The sequence below is a fragment of the Ornithinimicrobium murale genome, from assembly GCF_003352835.1.
GTDB lineage: Bacteria > Actinomycetota > Actinomycetes > Actinomycetales > Dermatophilaceae > Ornithinicoccus > Ornithinicoccus muralis.
The window spans coordinates 48251-64834 of sequence record NZ_QLVD01000001.1 but is presented as its reverse complement, the minus strand read 5'-3'; the positions used below and the strand labels follow the sequence as shown (position 1 = coordinate 64834).

The following is a 16584-nucleotide window of genomic DNA, read 5'->3' as shown; positions in this document are numbered from 1 at the left end:
AGCAACGCAGCCAGAACATCGTGAATCAACGTAGGGTCACTCTCAGAGCGAGGAGATGTATGAAGCAGATGCCTGAACTCAGCCCCGAGCCTTCGAACGATGGGGAGATACCGTTCAACGAAGACCCAGAGGCGGAGCTCGGCCTGTTCGCGGGATGCCACACCCCGACAGACCTTCGAAGGGTGTTCCGCGCCGAGGTCGACACGGCGGTGGAGCAGATGCTCGCCTTGGTGACTGACGCGGACGCGTTCGACGTCATCGAACTCATGCGGATGCAAGAGTTCTTCCCCCTGAGCCCGCTCCTTACCCTCCCCGACGCGTCAGCACTGAACGTCGAGATCGTCGCAGCCATGCTCCTGGGCCGACCTTCGCGCAGGCGCCCACCTACACCGCACGAGGATTCACGCCCTGACGGTGTCATCCCTGAAATTCGCGATCGCTCGTCGCGCCTGATTCGACTAGCGAACTACCGTCACCTGTCGGAGGCCAAGTTCCAGGGCGACTCGTTAGCGCTGCTCGCCGCGCAGTACCAGTCGTCCGTCCTGCTCATCCGCAACCTTCGGTACGACAGCATTCGCGACGCGCAGGATAGCCAACTGTTCGACAACCCGAGAGTCACGCCGCTCATGAGTGAGTACCTCGGGTACACCTATCCAGATGTTGTCGCGGTCCGCAGCACGATGAAGAACCTCGGCGGGGAGCGCTTGGAGTCGGTTGTCGACGAGACCATCGATGTGTTCGGACGCGACCGAGGGACCGCGCAAGCCGACATGCCAGAGGAAGGGCGGAAAGCGCTCCAGGTAGCCCTCGAGAAGCTCTTGATCCGGCCAGCGGGCAGAGCAGTGATGACGCCGGCACAGGTGGCCCAGCGTGCTGGGATCTCGGAAACGGCTGCGTTCGCTGTCATGAACTCCTCGGCCCAAGAGTTCGACCCGAGCGTCGCACCGGCAGACCGGGTGTTCGAACTACTGACTTCGACAAACCCGTTTCTTGCCAAACCTCTGGTGTCGGACGGGGCCGGGAACTTTGTCGAGACCACCATCGGTGTCGGACTGGACTCCTTGCGTCGTACCGTCGAGGGTGCGCTCACTAATACCAAGCACTGGCACACCTACGACCAGAAGGTCCGGCAGGTCGTCAGCGAACGTCTTGCCCTCGACTCCCTACAACGGGTCTTGGGGGCGCCACCGGCCCTGGCAGGCGTCAAGTACTACGCACCCACGGACGACGCCAGCGCACACCTGCTTGGTCGGGACAGCGCGGATCTGAAGAGTGTAGGGAAGATCGTGGAGGGTGACGGGCTGTTCGTCATCGGCGACGTGGCGATCTGCGTCGAGGTGAAGGGCAAGTCGATGTCAGCCCCGGCTCGTCGGGGGAGACATCCGCCGACTATGGAACGACCTGCGCGCGACGATCGGGAACGGCCATGCACAGGCTGCACGTCTACAGGCGCTCATCGAGAACAACCACGGGATCTGGTTGCGCGACGGCACCTGGTTCGACCTGAGCCCCGTGCGTGAAGTCCGGTCTGTGGTCGCACTCCTTGATGACATCGGTCCCTTGGGCACGAACCTCGGCGATCATCGCAGCAGCGGGTTGCTACCAACACACGGCACTCCGTGGATCACATCGCTGCACGATCTTGAGACCATCGCCCAGGTTTGCCAACGGCCCTCGGAGTTCCTCCTGTACCTGCGCCGACGCACCGACTCGGACGTAACTACCTATTACAAGGGCGCAGACGAGCTCGATCTCTTCATGCTGTTCATGGACGCCGACCTCTACGTCGAACCCGACCCTGACCAGCTCCACCCGCAGCACCCCGACGCTCCAAGAGAGACGAAGCGCGCCCGCCCGACTCACGACGAGGACGCGGTCCTGACGTTTGTCGGCGACCAGTGCGCCGAGCTGGACGCGTGGATGAACCGTGACAGCCTGGTCCCGGGTGCTCCCCAACCCGTAAAGCCGACTTACCGGGCGCTTCCCCGGGTCCTCGACCTCGTCGACGCAGTCGAGGCGCACGGAAACGGCATGGTCCGCTTCGGCGCTGACATGTTCGCCCTGTCGGAGGAAACCCAGCAGACTGTGCTGAAGGGTATCGACGAGTGCATCCGACGCACCCGCCTTGACGGGCAGCCCCACGACGGGATGATCTCCCTCGCCGGCGCGTGGGGACACCCGACCCTCTTCTTCTTCACGCGACCCCACGCTTCCGACCAAGACCCGGTCCTACGCCGGTTCGCTGCCTACATCCGCCTCAAGCGTCACCAGCTCGGGTCAGACCGGTCGTATGGACTGCTCTTCGACGAGGACGGTAACTTCGAACTCGCCATGTACTTCAACAGCCTTCCGGAGGCCGACGCAAACCTCGACGCCCTCGTCAAGGCGGCGAACCTCCAAGAACCCGCCGCGGCCGGCCCCCGCGTCCCCCCATTCGCTCGCCGAACGACTCGTCGTATCCGAAGCGGCAGGAAGAACCGCTGACCGATGAACGCGTCCGCCCCCATCGCCAACCTCCCGTCACGTCAGACTCTGGCGCCGCGGAGGAGGTCGTCGCCAACCCGCCCGCCGCATCCCTCGTCAGGAGAACACGCTGCCGCGTCGAATGGCCAAGCCGGTCTAGCATCGGCGCATCAGCGACAGCCCACTGGGAGATTTCGAAATCATGATCCCACTAAACAGGCACGACATAGACCCAGGCCCACTCCGCCAGCCTTGATTCGCTTGGGGAGCGGGCGTCTTGGACTGTGCTTCGAGTCATCCCGGGATTATGCGGCTCAAACCAAACCGAGCACCGCCGGGCCCTCTAGCATCACGGTTCCGACCAGCGTCCCACCGCAGGCCGGCGCGGGAGATCTTGGCCCCCAGGGCAGCCGCGGCGGTGGTGTCCCGACGCCACACGTGGCCGCACCCGGAGCACCGGTAGCCGAGAATGGTGAGCAGCTGCGTGGTGGGTCGCCACCCGAAACGGCTCGTGCGCCAGGTCCCGGGTCACGGTGTCCCGAGGAACCCCTTGGCACCCGCACCGCCGGCACCAGTCGTCCAGATCATCGACCCGGCAGGCCAGCACCGCCCGGCCGGGTTTGAGCAGCTGGCCAGTGACAGCGTTTGGCAGGACAAGCGCGGACGGTGTTCGGCAGGGCAAAGCAGAAATCGCCCCGGGACGCCCGGGCCACTCGCAGAGCCATGGAGGTGCAGGGCGTCCGAGTCATGCTCGACTACTTCGACGCGATCCGGCCGCCCGGGTGGCCGCCATCGGAACCGCCACTCCGAACTGAAGAGCCGTGGGCGCACACCGTGCCCCCAGAGCCCGAGGACGACGCCTGAGACGCAGACCGGTCTTCATGCGGACGTGGAGTATGTCCGTAACGGGTGGTATGCAGAGCACATGACTGACACCGACTGGATCGCCCTCGGTGCGATCGCGGGAGCCGTAACGGCGCTTGGGACAGCCGCTATGGCCGTTGCCATCATCGTCACCGCCCTATACGCACGAGACACTCTGCAAGCGACACGGGACGACAGCCGAGCGCGAACTCGACCGGTGATCGTCGCCGAATTGCGGCGGGAGAGCCTCTCGAAGGGCACCGCGCTCTTAGTGCTGAAGAACCTCGGACAGTCTGTGGCTGCGAACGTGTCGGTGACCTTCGACCCCGAGCCTCCTAAGGACGTGGCAAGCCTGCCCCTGGACAACATGTTGAAGTGGATCTACGAGCGGTACGCCAACCCAGTGACGACGTGGGCACCCGGATGGACGGCAAGCAACGTGATTCGCGCGGGGCACGATGACTTAGAAGCAATCACCGTGAAAGTGAAGTACGAGGGTCCCGACGAGACGAAGTACGAGGACTCTTATGACCTTCACCCGGACCACGTGCTCAAGCACACCGAGTCTAACCCCTCTAAGGTGGACAATCCGATCAAACTGGAGCAGCAGAAGGTGAGTGCCCTGCAAGCTTTGGTCAGGACGATCCGCGAACACTGACTGCCGGATCGTCGAACGGCAGTCTGAAGCCACTCGCTGATTGTGAATCGGATGTCAAGCGCTCGCGTTTGAGGTGTCCGCGCGAAGGGCTGAGTCGCCGACAGTGCACGCGCGTGGTCGCGGAGGGCAGACAGCCGGCGGCGGCCTCCCAGCCGTCGCGGAATCCGAGCGAGAGAGCGGTAGGCAAATCCATTGGGCTGGCCGGACCGCTCTTACCGATGGGCGCTCACCGACCGCAGCTTGCCGCCGCGAGCTGCCACGTCCTACCACCGCGTTCCGCCCCACAACGACACGTCAGTGCTTGTGTTCCGCGGTTCACCCCAGGTCGGGCCGGACCGCTCGACAGCGCGTGGCGCTGGCCCGAGGAATGGCTGGCGATAGATGCGGGTCCAAGGGGTGGCTGGCGATAGATAGGGTGGCCTGCGTGTCACCGGCCCGCGCACCCCTGAGTCCCGAACGGCTCAGGCAGGCCCGAGAGAAGGCGGGCTTCACGCAGCACCAGCTGGCCCGGCTGATTGACGTCGCCGGGGGGGAGCGGATATCCCGCTGGGAGCTCGGTATGTCACTGCCGCGCCCGGACGTGCTCCGCCGGGTCGCGGAGGCGTTGGGGATTGATGTCGTCGACCTGCTGGAGGTGCCCCCGGGCGGACCCGGACTCCGGGAACTGCGCCTAGCTGCCGGCCTGACCCTGACAGGCCTGGCGAGGGAGGTGCTGGTCTCCACGAGAACAGTGCATCGGTGGGAGCAGGGCGACTTCCAGAGGCTTCCAACGGAGGCGACGATCGACCTTCTGGCGCAGGCTCTGGGCGCGACAGAGTGGACGGTTGTCAGCGCACTGAGAGCCAGCCGCGACCGGAACCCCTGATCATCTCGCAGTCATCCACACGGCAGCGGTCCGTCCCCGCCTCGTCCACAGGACCAACACCTGACCAAATTTTTACCGGGCGTGGTGCCGCACGCCCGGACACCAGGGCTAGCGTGCTTGACATGGACCGGGGAAACCTGATAGCTCCGCAAGAAGCACAGGCCGAGACGTGGATGACATATAAGAACTAGTGCTATCGTGACGATTACTGGTTGCGTGACCCCTTGAGGGCACGGCTGGTGGCTTTCGGTAGTCGAGGAGGTACTCCGATGGGACGGACGCGGACCACGACACGCGACCTGGCCATGCTGCTGCTGGCCGGGAGCCTCATGGCTGGTTGCGCCGACTCGGATGAGCCCGAGGAGACCACCATGCCCGAGGCTCAGACCACGCCAACTCAGGCCGCGGCACCGACCACCTCGGAACCGGTCAGCGACGACACCGAAACAACAACCGCACCGCCCGTCGGCGAGACGCCCACTACAGAGGCACCCAGCAGTGCCGACCTGGAGGACGAGGGACAGGAAGCCGCCAGCCAGGCCGTGGTCGACTTCTGGAAGGTTCTGGACTCGCTAGCCCAGGACCCCGATTTGCCCATTCAGGAACTCGCAACGGTTGCAGGAGGCCAGGCCATCACTCAATGGGTCAGCACTGCTCAGGGTCGACGTGACAGTGGCCAACTTCAGACTGGCGATTCTCATGTGACTGTGACGGGCGTGGAAACGATCGAGGAGGCGGAGCGGTACGAAGTGACTGTGTGCCTGAACTGGACCGACGTCATGGTTGACGCGGAAAAGCCCGACCGGGGAGAGCTGGGGGACCACGGTAAGACGACCTACGTGGTGGAGGCAGACCCCGCGAGGGAAGGCGAACTGATCGTGACCGAAGACCCCATGGAGTACGAGCCGTGCGTGCCCTAACAAGAGCGGTCACGCTCTTGGTGGGGCTCCTGTTGCTCCTTGCAGGAGCGATATCGCCAGCCCAAGCCGGTGTGGCGGACTGTCCACCGGGACAATACTGGGACCCCATCTGGGCAACGTGCGTAGTGAAGGTCGTGATCCCTCCGGGCGGCGGTACTCCGATCGTTCCTGGCCCACCCGAGGCTGATCCCGTGCCTGTTGACCCGAAGTGCATCGAGCCCATATCCGGGGATGAGGTCCCGTGCCGGATGGGGGACTGGTACTGGGTTCCGGGATGGATGGCGTATGCGAAGTTGACTGACCCTCAACCCCCCAAGAGCGACCCCGTATGGGAGGGGCATGAGGATGGCGCGATTTACACGACCGGCAGATGGATGGGGGACCCGCGGATCAATCCGGGGGAGATTGGGGAACGATGGTCACCAGAGCCTCCGTGGGAGAACCTTCCGAACCCGATCGAGATTGCGCTGGAAGCTGTAGCGGCGATGCAACTGAGAGCGGTTTACATCGGCATTGTTCCTGATGACGCTGAGGGCAGTGTGGGTCTGATTGGTCTGCCCACGTGGATGTGGGCAGAGGATCCGACTGAGAACACGGTCGGTCCGATCACGCGTTCTGCATCAGCTGGTGGTTACACGGTGACCGCCACTGGTGAGTTGGACCGTGTGGTGTGGGACATGGGCGATGGCACGACGATCACGTGCGAGGGGCCCGGGACCCCGTATGAAGACGGCTACCTGGATTCCGATTCTCCGGATTGTGGGCACCGGTACCAGTCACCGGGGGAGTACACGGTGACGCCGACCTCGCATTGGGTCATCAACTGGTCCGGTATGGGCCAGTCCGGGGTGTTCCTGCTCGAGGTGTTGGACAGCACGACCATCACGATCGGGGAGGCCCAGGTGATCGTGCAGTGACTCGGAGGGATACCTGACCGCCCCACGCCAACGTGTAGCAAAGCCAACGAGTCCAAGGGGAAAGGGATGACGATGGCGAAGAAGAAGGACACGCAGGACCACCCGATGGGTGGTGGCGCACTACCGGAGGCCGAGGCTTCACAGGCTGCGGTCGGGCAGGACCCGCCGGCGCCGCCGAAGTTGCGCCGCCGGCCTCTCATGGCACTGGGGGGAATCGCCCTGGTCGTGATGGGCGCGTTGCTGGCGGTGTGGGCATGGTTGGCCACGAGTGAGACGAGCGAGGTCCTCGCCCTGCGTAACACCGTGATGCGGGGCGAGTCCATCGGTGCAGAGGATCTTCTCACGGTCCAGGTCGGCACCGACCCCGCTCTACAGTCCGTGCCCGGTGACGAGTTGGAGTTGTTCGTCGGCCAGAGCGCCTCGATGGACATGGCGGCGGGGTCGTTGCTGACCCGGGAGGCGGTGACCAGCGAAGTTGTGCCCGCGGCGGGGCAGTCTGTTGTCGGGTTGGCGCTGGGGCCGGCCACGATGCCGGGGGAGCCGTTGCAGGTGGGGGATGCCGTACGGGTTGTTGGGACCTCCGGGGGGCAGAACAGCCCCGATGAGGCCGCTGAAGCAGTCATGTTCGAGGCGGACATTGTCGGCGTGGTCTTGCCCGGTGACGCGGTGGCGGGTCAGACCGTGGTGTCGGTCCTGGTCGAGGAGGACGATGCCCCGACTATCGCACGGTGGGCGGCTGCTGGGCGGGTGGCCCTCATCCTGGACAGCCGGGAGGGCTGAGCGGTGGCTCTGATCACGCTGACGTCGGCCTCTGGGTCGCCGGGGGTCACCACCACCGCGGTGGGTCTGGCGTTGACCCGGGGGCGGCCCACCATCGTGCTGGATGCTGACCCGACAGGGGGGTCGGCGATCCTCGCTGGTTATCTGCGGGGCCAGATCGTCCCTCCGGACGCTCTGGTGGAGTTGGTCATGGCCCAGCAGCACGGCAGGTTGCGCAGCACGATCCCCACCGTGACGATGCCTGTCCCGGACTCCAAGGTGTCGCTGATTCCCGGGCCTCGCTCCCATACCCAGACCGGGGCGTTGACCGGCCTGTGGGAGCCGCTGCTGGCCGCGCTCAAAGGTCTGACTGAGACTGGTCAGGACACCATCGTGGACTTGGGCCGGCTAGGTCTGGCGGGCTCTGCCACGCCCTTGCTGTACGGCGCGGATCTGGCGCTGGTGGTGTGCCGCTCTGACCTGGTCTCCCTCTCGGGCGCGAGGTCGTGGGTGGGCAGCCTGCGTACCGAGTTTGAGCAGATGGGTGCTGGGACAGAGCTGGGGGTGCTGCTGGTCGGTCCCGGGCATCCCTACGGTGCCAGGGAGGTCAGGGACGCCCTCGGTGCTCCCGTCCTGGCGTCGGTGGACTGGGACCCCAAGGCGGCCGCGGCCTTCTCTGCGGGGGCGACTGTCCGAAAGTTGCCGAGTACGGCCCTGGTGCGGTCGCTGCGGGCGGTCGACGCTGCGCTGACCCGAACCTTGGCGGCGGCACGCTCAGAGTTGCTGGACGTCGAGGAGGAAGCCGTATGAGCTTCGAGGCTGAGAATCTGGACACCCCGGGGGCCAGTTCGGACCCGACCGCGCTGCCTCTTTTCGCGGCAGCGCCGACGAATGGTGTCCCAGCTGTCAGCAGGTCCCGCAGGGGCAGGCGGCGCGGGTCGTTCGTCCTGGGTGGTGATGCAGCACCCGACGCTGAACCGTTGACGGTGACGCCGAGACCGCCGGCGCCCCTGGGGGGAGATCCCGGTCACCGTGATCACGGTGATGGATTGGATTGGGCAGTTGTCGCCGTGTTGCGGCAGCAGACCGCGGACCGGCTCAGTCAGGAGACGACCGGCAGCGGTGAGAGCACCGAGGCGCAGCAGGAGCGCGGCCGCGCCATCATCTACGAACTGTTGGCTCAGGAGTCGGCTGAGCGGGCCCGGGCCGGGACCGACCCATGGAATGAGCTGGAGCAGCACCGGCTGGCCAAGGCGGTCTTCGACGCGGTCTTCGGGCTGGGTCGGCTGCAGCCGCTGGTGGATGACCCCGAGGTCGAGAACATCATGATCTTCGGCCACGACCGGGTCGTCCTCGAGTTGACCGGCGGCCGCCAGGTGCAGGCTGCCCCGGTCGCGGACTCCGACGAGGAGCTGCTGGAGTTCCTCGCGTTTGTTGCCACCCGCTCCGAGGTCAACGCCCGGTCGTTTTCGCCGTCCCAGCCCAGGCTGCACCTGCGACTGGATGGCGGGGCGCGACTGGCAGCTCAGGCATGGGTTGCGCCGCGGCCGCAGGCCGTGATCCGCCGGCACCGCATGAGGGACACCAGCCTGGAGGGCATGGTCGCGTTGGGTGCCTTGAGCCCGCTAGCGGCCTCCTTTCTTGGTGCTGTCGTGCGCAGCGGCCGGTCCGTGGTGGTATCCGGCGCCCAGGGGGCGGGCAAGACCACGATGGTGCGGGCCCTGTGCCACGAGATCCCGACCTATGAGGTCATCGGCACCTTCGAGACCGAGTACGAGCTGCACCTGCACGAGATGACGCAGCGGCACCCGTACTGCTTTGCCTACGAGGCCCGTCCTGGCTCCGGTGAGGTCGGCCCCGACGGTCAACGGGCCGGTGAGGTGACCCTCGAGCAACTGTTGTTCGACTCCTTCCGGATGAACCTGAACCGGCAGATCGTCGGTGAGGTCCGCGGCCCCGAGGCGATGGCGATGCTGAAGGCGATGCAGTCTGGGGCCGGGTCCATCTCGACCACGCACGCCGCCCACGCGAGCGGCGCGGTCGAGAAGCTGGTGACGTGCGTGATGGAGGCTGGCCAGCACGCCACTCACGCCTTCGCTGTTCGTGCGGTCTCCGCCGGCATCGACGTCGTCGTGCACGTCAACAAACAGACTGACCTGGATGCCGACGGCAATGCCCGGGTGCGCAGGTACGTCTCCGAGATCATGGTGGTCCATCCCGGTGAGGAGCAGCGTGGCTACGCCACGACCCACGTGTTCCGGGCCGGGCCGGGGGAGTCCGTGGCGGTCCCTGCCGTGCTACCGGAGGACTATCGCGAACTGGTCGCTCTGGGCTTTGACCTGGGCAGTTACGTCCAGCAGGGGAGTGAGCTGGGATGATCCCTCTCATCGCGCTGGCCGGTGCGCTGATCGCCGGTGGTCTCCTGCTGGCCAGCCTCGGGCTGGTCAAACGGCCCGTCACCCCTCGTCCACGCAGACGCCCCCAACGTAGGGGCATCCCGTTCGGTACCCGCACCCGCGCCCTGGTGCTGGTGGGTCTGGCGGTCGGGGTCCTAGTCGCCATCCTGACCGGTTGGGTCATTGCGGTGCTGGTTGCGCCGGTGGCCATCGCCGGGCTGCCTGCGTTGCTGTCTGCGCCACCGGCCCAGAAGGAACTCAAGCGCCTCGACGCGATGCAGGAATGGGTGCGGTCCGTGGCTGGGGTGCTGACCGCCGGGGTCGGTCTGGAGCAGGCGCTGACTACCTCCCTGCGGTCCACACCAGAACCGATCCGGCCGGAGGTTTCCCGGCTGGTTGGGCGTCTGCGGGCCAGGTGGGACACACAGAGTGCGCTGCGCCGGTTCGCCGATGACCTGGATGACCCGACCGGGGACCTGATCGCCAGCAACTTGCTGCTCGGCGCCAAACACCGCGGCGCGGGCCTGGCGAACGTCCTGGGCGCCTTGGCCGAGTCGGTCGCCGAGGACGTCAAGGCACGGCAGGAGATCGAGGCAGACCGGGCCAAGCCCCGCGGTAACGCCCGACTCATCACGCTCATCTCGGTGGTGGTGATGGGGATGCTCGCGCTGTCCGGCAACTACATCCAGCCCTATGGCACCCCGCTAGGGCAGATGCTGCTGGTGGTACTCCTGTCGGCCTATGCGGGCACCCTGCTCTGGTTGAAGGCCATGTCCCGTTCCAAGCCGCTGCCCCGGTTCATCGGGGCCGAGCTGGCGGAGGCGAACCGATGACCGGCCTGCAGCTGATACTGGCTGCCGGTGCGATGGTCGGCCTGGGACTGGCCATGATCATGTGGCGCCTGGTGCCTGGGGATCCGGACCTGGGGGAGACTCTGACCCGACTTTCACCGGCCGGTGCCCGGGCCGCGCAGGCCAAGCGGCAACAGATCAGCCGCACCGACGACGTGCGCGACGTCCTCGGCGCGTTCGGGGAGAGGTACCTCCCCGCGCGGGTGTGGGGGAGCGTCTCATCCCAGGATCTGGCGATCCTGCGGATGACGCCCGCCCGGTTCTACGGGGAGAAACTCCTGTTCGAGCTGGTCGGTCTCCTAGCCGGACCGCTCATGACCTGGGTGGTGATGTTCGCCGGTGTCAGCCTGCCGTTCTACGTCCCCGTTGGCGCGAGCCTGACTCTGGCCCTGGGGTTCTCGTTCATCCCGAACTGGAACGTCCGGGATGACGCCAGGAAGGCGAGGGGAGAGTTCACGCGCGCACTGGGGGCCTACATCGACCTGGTCGCCCTCGAGCGGGCGGCCGGCGCCGGGCCACGGCAGGCCATGGAAGCGGCCGCGGCCGCCGGGGACAGCTGGGTGTTCGCCCGGATCAGGGAGGAACTGGCGCGCACCCGATGGTCCGGGACAACCCCCTGGGAAGCCATGAGACTCCTCGGGGAGGAGTTCGGTGTCACCGACCTGCACGAACTGGCCGACATCATGCGACTCTCCGGCGACGAGGGCACCCAAGTGTACGCCCAGCTCAGGGCCCGAGCCGCCAGCATGCGCGCAGCCATGCTCGCGGCCCAGAAGGCCGAGGCAAACCAGACCAGCGAACGGATGGTTCTGCCCGTCTCACTGCTGTGCATGGTCTTCCTGACCATCCTGTTGGCTCCCCAAATGCTCAGGCTCATCGGGGGGTGAGCCACAACGGAACTGTTCAGACACCCCAATCGCCACCACTCAACCGGACCAGAAACCACGGCACACGAAAGGCACTCCCATGAAGCAGTCCACCCTCATCAACCTGCACACCCGGATCACTCACCACGCGACCACCCTGCGCACGGAACTCGCAGCCCAGCGGGAGCGTGGCGGGATCTCCGTGGAATACGTCGTGATCGCCGTGGGCGTTTTCGTCCTGGCAGGCATTGTCATCGCCACGATGACCGGCTGGGCACAGGATCGGCTCGCCGAGCTGACCTGATGCCTAACCCGCGGGAAGGAACCTCTGAGGGCCGCCGAAGGATCTGGTTCGGGCGGCGGGATGCAGGCGCGGCCAGCGTCGAGATGGTGGTCCTCGCCTCGTTCCTGTTCATGTTCACCTTCGCGGTCGTCCAAGGAGGCCTGTGGTTTCATGCCCGCAGCGTCGCCCTGGGCGCCGCCCAGGAAGGCGCACGGGTCGCCGCCGCCGAGAGTTCCTCGGGCGGTGCCGGTGCGGCCGCCGCCGCAGATTTTGTAGCCGATGCCGGCGGTGGCGGCGTGCTGCTGGGCGCCGCGACCTCAGGGACCCGCACGGCTACGACCGCCACCGTTGTGGTGACCGGCCAGTCCCAGAGCATCGTGTTCTTCTGGGATCCCACGATCGTGCAGACGGCCTCGGTCCCGGTGGAGAGGATCACCGGGTGATCACCGTCGCGCGATCACGTCAGGGCCACGCAGACAGGGGCGCGGTCTCGGTCGAGCTCGTGATCCTGGCCCCGGTGCTCCTGGTGTTCGTGCTGATGGTCATTTTCGCCGGACGCTGGGCCATCGCCCAACAGGCGGTCGCCTCGGCCGCCGCCGACGCGGCGAGGTCGGCCTCGCTCGCGCGATCTGCCGGCGATGCCGCAGGATCGGCGTCCTCGGCGGGGTACGCCTCACTGGATAACCAGGACCTTCGGTGCCAGAACCAGGAGGTCGCGGTGGACACCAGCCAGTTCAACCTGCCACCGGGCATCCCCGCCCAGGTGAGCGTCACCGTGACGTGTGTGGTCGATATGAGTGACTTGGTGATACCCGGAACCCCGGGGTCACGGACCCTCACCGCGACGATGACCTCGCCCCTGGACACCTACCGCAGCAGGCAGGGGTAGGCCATGCCAGGGGTGCACCAGTTGACCCACCCAGAGCCGGAGCGCGGCGCGGTGAGCGTCTTCGTCATCATGATGGCCACCATCGTCCTGATCGTGATGGGTGTCGCCGTCGATACCGCGGGGCACATCCACGCCATGCAGGAAGCCCGCAGTGTGGCCCGTGAGGCCGCTCGGGCCGGCGGTCAGCACCTGCAGATCCCCACCGCAGTGCGAGGCGAGGGTGCGGTCGTCGACCCGTCCGTGGCGTCAGCTGCTGCCAATGCCTACCTGGAGTCGGCAGGCATCGGCGGGTCCGCGTCGGTGACCGGACCCGAAAGTATCCACGTCACGGTCACCTCGACCTACGACACCACGTTCCTGAGCATCATCGGCATTGGCGGCCTGAGTGCCACCGGAGAGGCCGACGCGCGGGTAGCCCGATCCCACGGAGGTGTGGAGCAATGATGAAACAGCGACTGATGGGGGTCCTGGCCTGGCTGGTCCTGGCCGGCATCGTGGTCGGGCTTCCAGCCCTGTTGATCGCCCTCGGCGGCAGCCCGATCCCCACGAACCTGCCGACCGTAGATGGCCTACGACAGGCGCTGACCACACCCGATGACGGCACGCTCGTCCTGGCCGCCGTCAAGGTCCTCGGGTGGCTCGTGTGGGCCGCCCTGGCCGCCACCATCCTGGTCGAGCTCATTGCCCAGGTCCGGGGCCTGCCAGCCCCGTCCGTGCCTGCCCTCGGGGTGCCGCAAGCCACCGCCCGCGGCCTGGTCACGGCGGCTCTTGCGTTGTTCATCGCGACCCCCACCCTGGCCGCACCGGCCTTCGCCGGCGGCCCCGCCCAGGCGCTGCCCGCGGTGACCGCCCCCGCGGCCGTGGCCCAGAACGGGGATGAACCGCAGCAGACCGCCGACCAGGTGGCCGCCGACCAGACCCCGACCGAGCAGCAGGTCGTGCCCTACACCGTGCAAACCGGTGACACCCTCTGGTCGATCGCTGATAAGCATCTCGGAAGCGGGCAGGACTTCAACCGCATCGTCGAGCTGAACCGCACTGTGCTGACCGACGGGGCCGACTGGCTGGCACCAGGTATGCGGCTGCACCTGCCGGAAGGCTCGACCGCGGCCGCCGGCGAGGTCGACGAGCAGGGCCAGTACGTGGTGGCCGAGGGAGACACCCTCAGCGAGATCGCCGCCGAGCACCTCGGCGACGCCAACCGCTGGCCCGACATCTTCGAGGCATCCGCGGGGATCGAGCAGCCCGACGGGCAGCACCTCACCGACCCCGACCTGATCCTGCCCGGGTGGCGCTTGACCATTCCGGGAATGCCCGCAGCAACGCCTCCCGCGCCTGATCCGATCCGGGAGGACCCCGCCCCGGCCCCGGTGGAGGATCCACCGGAGGATTCTGTCGAGGAGCTCTCCCAGATCGCGCAGGACGCCGGGCAGCAGGGAGCCGGCGTCGGGGTGATGAGCGCGGCAATGGCCGGTGAGCAGACACCCGCACCGGCCGAGGATGGTGGTGAGGGCCAGATGGTTTCGGACACCGTCACAGAGGAGCAGGAAGACGCCGAACTGGGCTGGATGCTGCCCGGCCTGATCGGCAGCGGTGCCCTCCTCAGTGGCGGCATGCTCGTCGTCCTGTCCGCCCGTCGCCGCGGCCAGTTCCGCAACCGTCGACCCGGCCGCACGATCACTACCCCCGAGCCGGCCGTGGCGCCGGTCGAGATGACTGTGCAGACCATCGGCAGGGAGGCCGCGGTCACCCTGCAGGACCTCGACGACATCCTGCGGCGCCTGGGCGGTCTGTGCGCCCGCGAGGGCACACCCGTGCCGGTACTGGCCGCGGTCCAACTGACGCAGGCGGACCTGAGGCTGCACCTGGCTGAACCCGCTGACCTCGCCGCCCCCTGGGTCGGCACCGAGGACCACCTGCAGTGGACGTTGACCGTCGACACTCCGCGTGAAGAAGTCGGCCCGCTCGTGCCCGGTCACCGGGCGCCATACCCACTGCTGGCCTCCATCGGGTCCGACGACGCCGGGGGACGGTGGCTGCTGAATCTGGAGGACCTGCAGACCGCCATCAGTGGGGCCGATGAGTACGTGCTGGACCTGGCCCGCTACCTGGCCGCGGACATCGCGGTCAACCCCTGGGCGACCGGTGTGCGCCTCGATTGCATCGGGGTCGCTGAAGAGGTCGCGGCGATGAACCCGGCGCGGGTCCGCGCCGCCACCACCGAGGTCCTGGCGGACACCGTCGCCGGTGTCGTCGGGGTCATCGACCGGCTCGAGGAGGGAACCGACGTGCCCACGGCACGGGCCGCGCAGGCAGCCGACGACACATGGCCAGCTCGAATGGTCATGGTCACCGCCGAGGCAGCGGCCGCCAGCGCACACTATGACCAACTGACTGAACTGCTCGAGTCCCACGAGGGCCGTACCGCGGCCGCGGTCGTCGTCATCGGCGACCACCAGAGCACTCACGCAGCGCGGCTCATCGCCAACGAGCAGGGGAGGGTGCTGCTGCCCGACTTCGGGCTCGACCTGGTCGGAGTGGGACTCACCGGCGAAGAAGCCAAAGGATGCGCCGCCTTGCTGGCCCAGGGCGAGGACGTGCTGGACGCGCCGATGCCCGTGCGCGAGGTCGTCGACCACGCCAGCCAGGGATGGCGGTCCTGGAGTGATGAGGCTGGGGCCCTGCGCCCAGAGCACACCGTGCCCCGCGCCCCGCGCACGGAGACGACCGACACCGAGGAGCCGGCACCGGCCCACACCCTGCTGCCCGAGCCGGACGAGGACTACCTGGACGCGGCCGCCACCACAGCCGCTGATATCGACACCCTCGCGCCACACGTGCCCCCCACAGTGTCCCAGCAAGTGGTCGACACCGACCCCCGGCTTGACGCGGACCTGGAAGCCTGGTGGGCCAAGGACAGTGCGCTGCCCAGGCTGACGCTGATGGGTCCGGTCGGGGCGCGAACCCGCGGCAAGCCCCTGGTGGACCGTAGGCCCTACTTCACCGAGCTGCTGGCCTACCTGGCGCTGCGCCCCAACGGCGCCACGGTGGAAGAGACCGCCGACGCCTTTGGTCTCAACGCCGGCAAGATCCGCGAGTACGCCCGACGCTGCCGGGAATGGTTGGGCACCAACCCACGCACCGACGAGCCGCACCTACCTCACGCCTCCAGGGCCCCGGCAGCCAAGAACCGCGGCGTCAACGTCTACCAGGTCATCGACGTCCTGGTAGACCTCGACCTGTTCCGCCGACTCCGGGTCCGCGGGGAGGCCCGCGGCGGGCCCGAGGGCATCGCAGACCTTCGCCAGGCACTGCGGCTGGTGCAGGGCCGACCGTTCAGCCAGTTGCGCACGGGCGGGTGGGGATGGCTGTTCGAAGGGGACCGGCTGGACCACCACATCGTCTGCGCGATCGTGGACGTGGCGCACTTGGTGGCCGTTCACGATCTGCAGGCCGGCGAGACGACCAGTGCCCGCCAGGCCGCCGAGGTGGCCGCCCTGGCGGCACCAGACGAGGAGATCCCGACCCTCGATCTGGCGGCCGTCGCTCACGCTGAGGGGCACTTCGCCGAGGCAGTGAAACTGCTCCGCGGCGAGGTCTGCAACCGGGTTGAGGACGAGGACTCAGTACCTGGTGAACTCCCCGAACGGACTCAGGAGATCCTGGACCGGCGCGGCTGGCTGAACCAGCGCGAGGCCGGCTAGACCCGCCCTGGTCCGGGGTCCTCGCAGCCCCGACCCCCAGAACGAGTAGCCCTCACGCTCTTTCCCCCGAACGGCGTGGGGGCTACTCCATGCCACCGGTGCCCACCGGCGCAAGGTGCTTCCCGAAAGTTTCTCAGGGACGTTCGGGG

16 protein-coding genes and 1 pseudogene are annotated in these 16584 nt (G+C 67.2%); 16 read left to right on the top strand and 1 reads right to left on the bottom strand.

Annotated features, from left to right (window positions below):
* Positions 1-59: 59 nt before the first annotated feature.
* Together DPQ65_RS00270 and DPQ65_RS00265 are read left to right on the top strand one after the other, a co-directional pair.
* A complete protein-coding gene (locus DPQ65_RS00270) occupies positions 60-1520 on the top strand; it encodes a hypothetical protein (protein ID WP_114905385.1) in 1461 nt (486 codons plus the stop codon).
* 10 nt (positions 1521-1530) lie between these two features.
* On the top strand, positions 1531-2484 hold the full coding sequence (locus DPQ65_RS00265) for a hypothetical protein (protein WP_162801929.1): 954 nt from the start codon (positions 1531-1533) through the stop codon (positions 2482-2484).
* Positions 2485-2832: 348 nt separating this feature from the next.
* Here the strand turns inward: DPQ65_RS00265 and DPQ65_RS15940 are convergent.
* Positions 2833-3103 (bottom strand): annotated as a pseudogene (locus DPQ65_RS15940) (ISL3 family transposase); the annotation flags it as partial.
* A gap of 285 nt (positions 3104-3388) precedes the next feature.
* Here DPQ65_RS15940 and DPQ65_RS00255 point away from each other — a divergent pair.
* The 14 genes from DPQ65_RS00255 (at position 3389) to DPQ65_RS00190 (ending at position 16435) form a co-directional block, all read left to right on the top strand.
* A complete protein-coding gene (locus DPQ65_RS00255; RefSeq protein ID WP_162801928.1) occupies positions 3389-3985 on the top strand; it encodes a COG1361 family protein in 597 nt (198 codons plus the stop codon).
* A 424-nt stretch (positions 3986-4409) separates the two neighbouring features.
* Positions 4410-4850, top strand: a complete 441-nt coding sequence (locus DPQ65_RS00250) for a helix-turn-helix transcriptional regulator (protein WP_162801927.1) — start codon at positions 4410-4412, stop codon at positions 4848-4850.
* Between the two features lie 371 nt (positions 4851-5221).
* A complete protein-coding gene (locus DPQ65_RS00245) occupies positions 5222-5770 on the top strand; it encodes a hypothetical protein (RefSeq protein ID WP_162801926.1) in 549 nt (182 codons plus the stop codon).
* 278 nt (positions 5771-6048) lie between these two features.
* A complete protein-coding gene (locus tag DPQ65_RS15420; protein WP_162801925.1) occupies positions 6049-6687 on the top strand; it encodes a hypothetical protein in 639 nt (212 codons plus the stop codon).
* Positions 6688-6753: 66 nt separating this feature from the next.
* Positions 6754-7467 (top strand): SAF domain-containing protein, encoded by a 714-nt coding sequence (locus DPQ65_RS00235; protein WP_238146585.1) that lies wholly within the window; start codon positions 6754-6756, stop codon positions 7465-7467.
* A 3-nt stretch (positions 7468-7470) separates the two neighbouring features.
* Positions 7471-8256 (top strand): CpaE/TadZ family protein, encoded by a 786-nt coding sequence (locus DPQ65_RS00230; RefSeq protein WP_114905379.1) that lies wholly within the window; start codon positions 7471-7473, stop codon positions 8254-8256.
* Between the two features lie 239 nt (positions 8257-8495).
* The gene (locus tag DPQ65_RS00225) at positions 8496-9824 is read left to right on the top strand and encodes a TadA family conjugal transfer-associated ATPase (RefSeq protein ID WP_238146584.1); all 1329 of its coding nucleotides are present in this window, start codon (positions 8496-8498) and stop codon (positions 9822-9824) included.
* Positions 9821-10675, top strand: coding sequence for a type II secretion system F family protein (locus DPQ65_RS00220; RefSeq protein ID WP_114905377.1), 855 nt, complete (start codon positions 9821-9823; stop codon positions 10673-10675). The genes DPQ65_RS00225 and DPQ65_RS00220 overlap by 4 nt, the downstream gene beginning before the upstream one ends.
* On the top strand, positions 10672-11580 hold the full coding sequence (locus tag DPQ65_RS00215) for a type II secretion system F family protein (RefSeq protein WP_114905376.1): 909 nt from the start codon (positions 10672-10674) through the stop codon (positions 11578-11580). The genes DPQ65_RS00220 and DPQ65_RS00215 overlap by 4 nt, the downstream gene beginning before the upstream one ends.
* A 79-nt stretch (positions 11581-11659) precedes the next feature.
* A complete protein-coding gene (locus DPQ65_RS00210) occupies positions 11660-11863 on the top strand; it encodes a hypothetical protein (protein ID WP_114905375.1) in 204 nt (67 codons plus the stop codon).
* Positions 11863-12285 carry a TadE family protein gene (locus DPQ65_RS00205; protein ID WP_114905374.1) on the top strand — a complete coding sequence of 141 codons (423 nt, stop codon included), beginning with the start codon at positions 11863-11865 and terminating at the stop codon, positions 12283-12285. Before DPQ65_RS00210 ends, DPQ65_RS00205 begins: the two co-directional genes overlap by 1 nt.
* Positions 12282-12731, top strand: coding sequence for a TadE family protein (locus DPQ65_RS00200; RefSeq protein WP_238146583.1), 450 nt, complete (start codon positions 12282-12284; stop codon positions 12729-12731). Before DPQ65_RS00205 ends, DPQ65_RS00200 begins: the two co-directional genes overlap by 4 nt.
* A gap of 3 nt (positions 12732-12734) precedes the next feature.
* Positions 12735-13175 (top strand): TadE/TadG family type IV pilus assembly protein, encoded by a 441-nt coding sequence (locus DPQ65_RS00195; protein ID WP_238146582.1) that lies wholly within the window; start codon positions 12735-12737, stop codon positions 13173-13175.
* Positions 13172-16435, top strand: coding sequence for a LysM peptidoglycan-binding domain-containing protein (locus tag DPQ65_RS00190; protein WP_162801924.1), 3264 nt, complete (start codon positions 13172-13174; stop codon positions 16433-16435). The genes DPQ65_RS00195 and DPQ65_RS00190 overlap by 4 nt, the downstream gene beginning before the upstream one ends.
* Positions 16436-16584 lie beyond the last annotated feature (149 nt).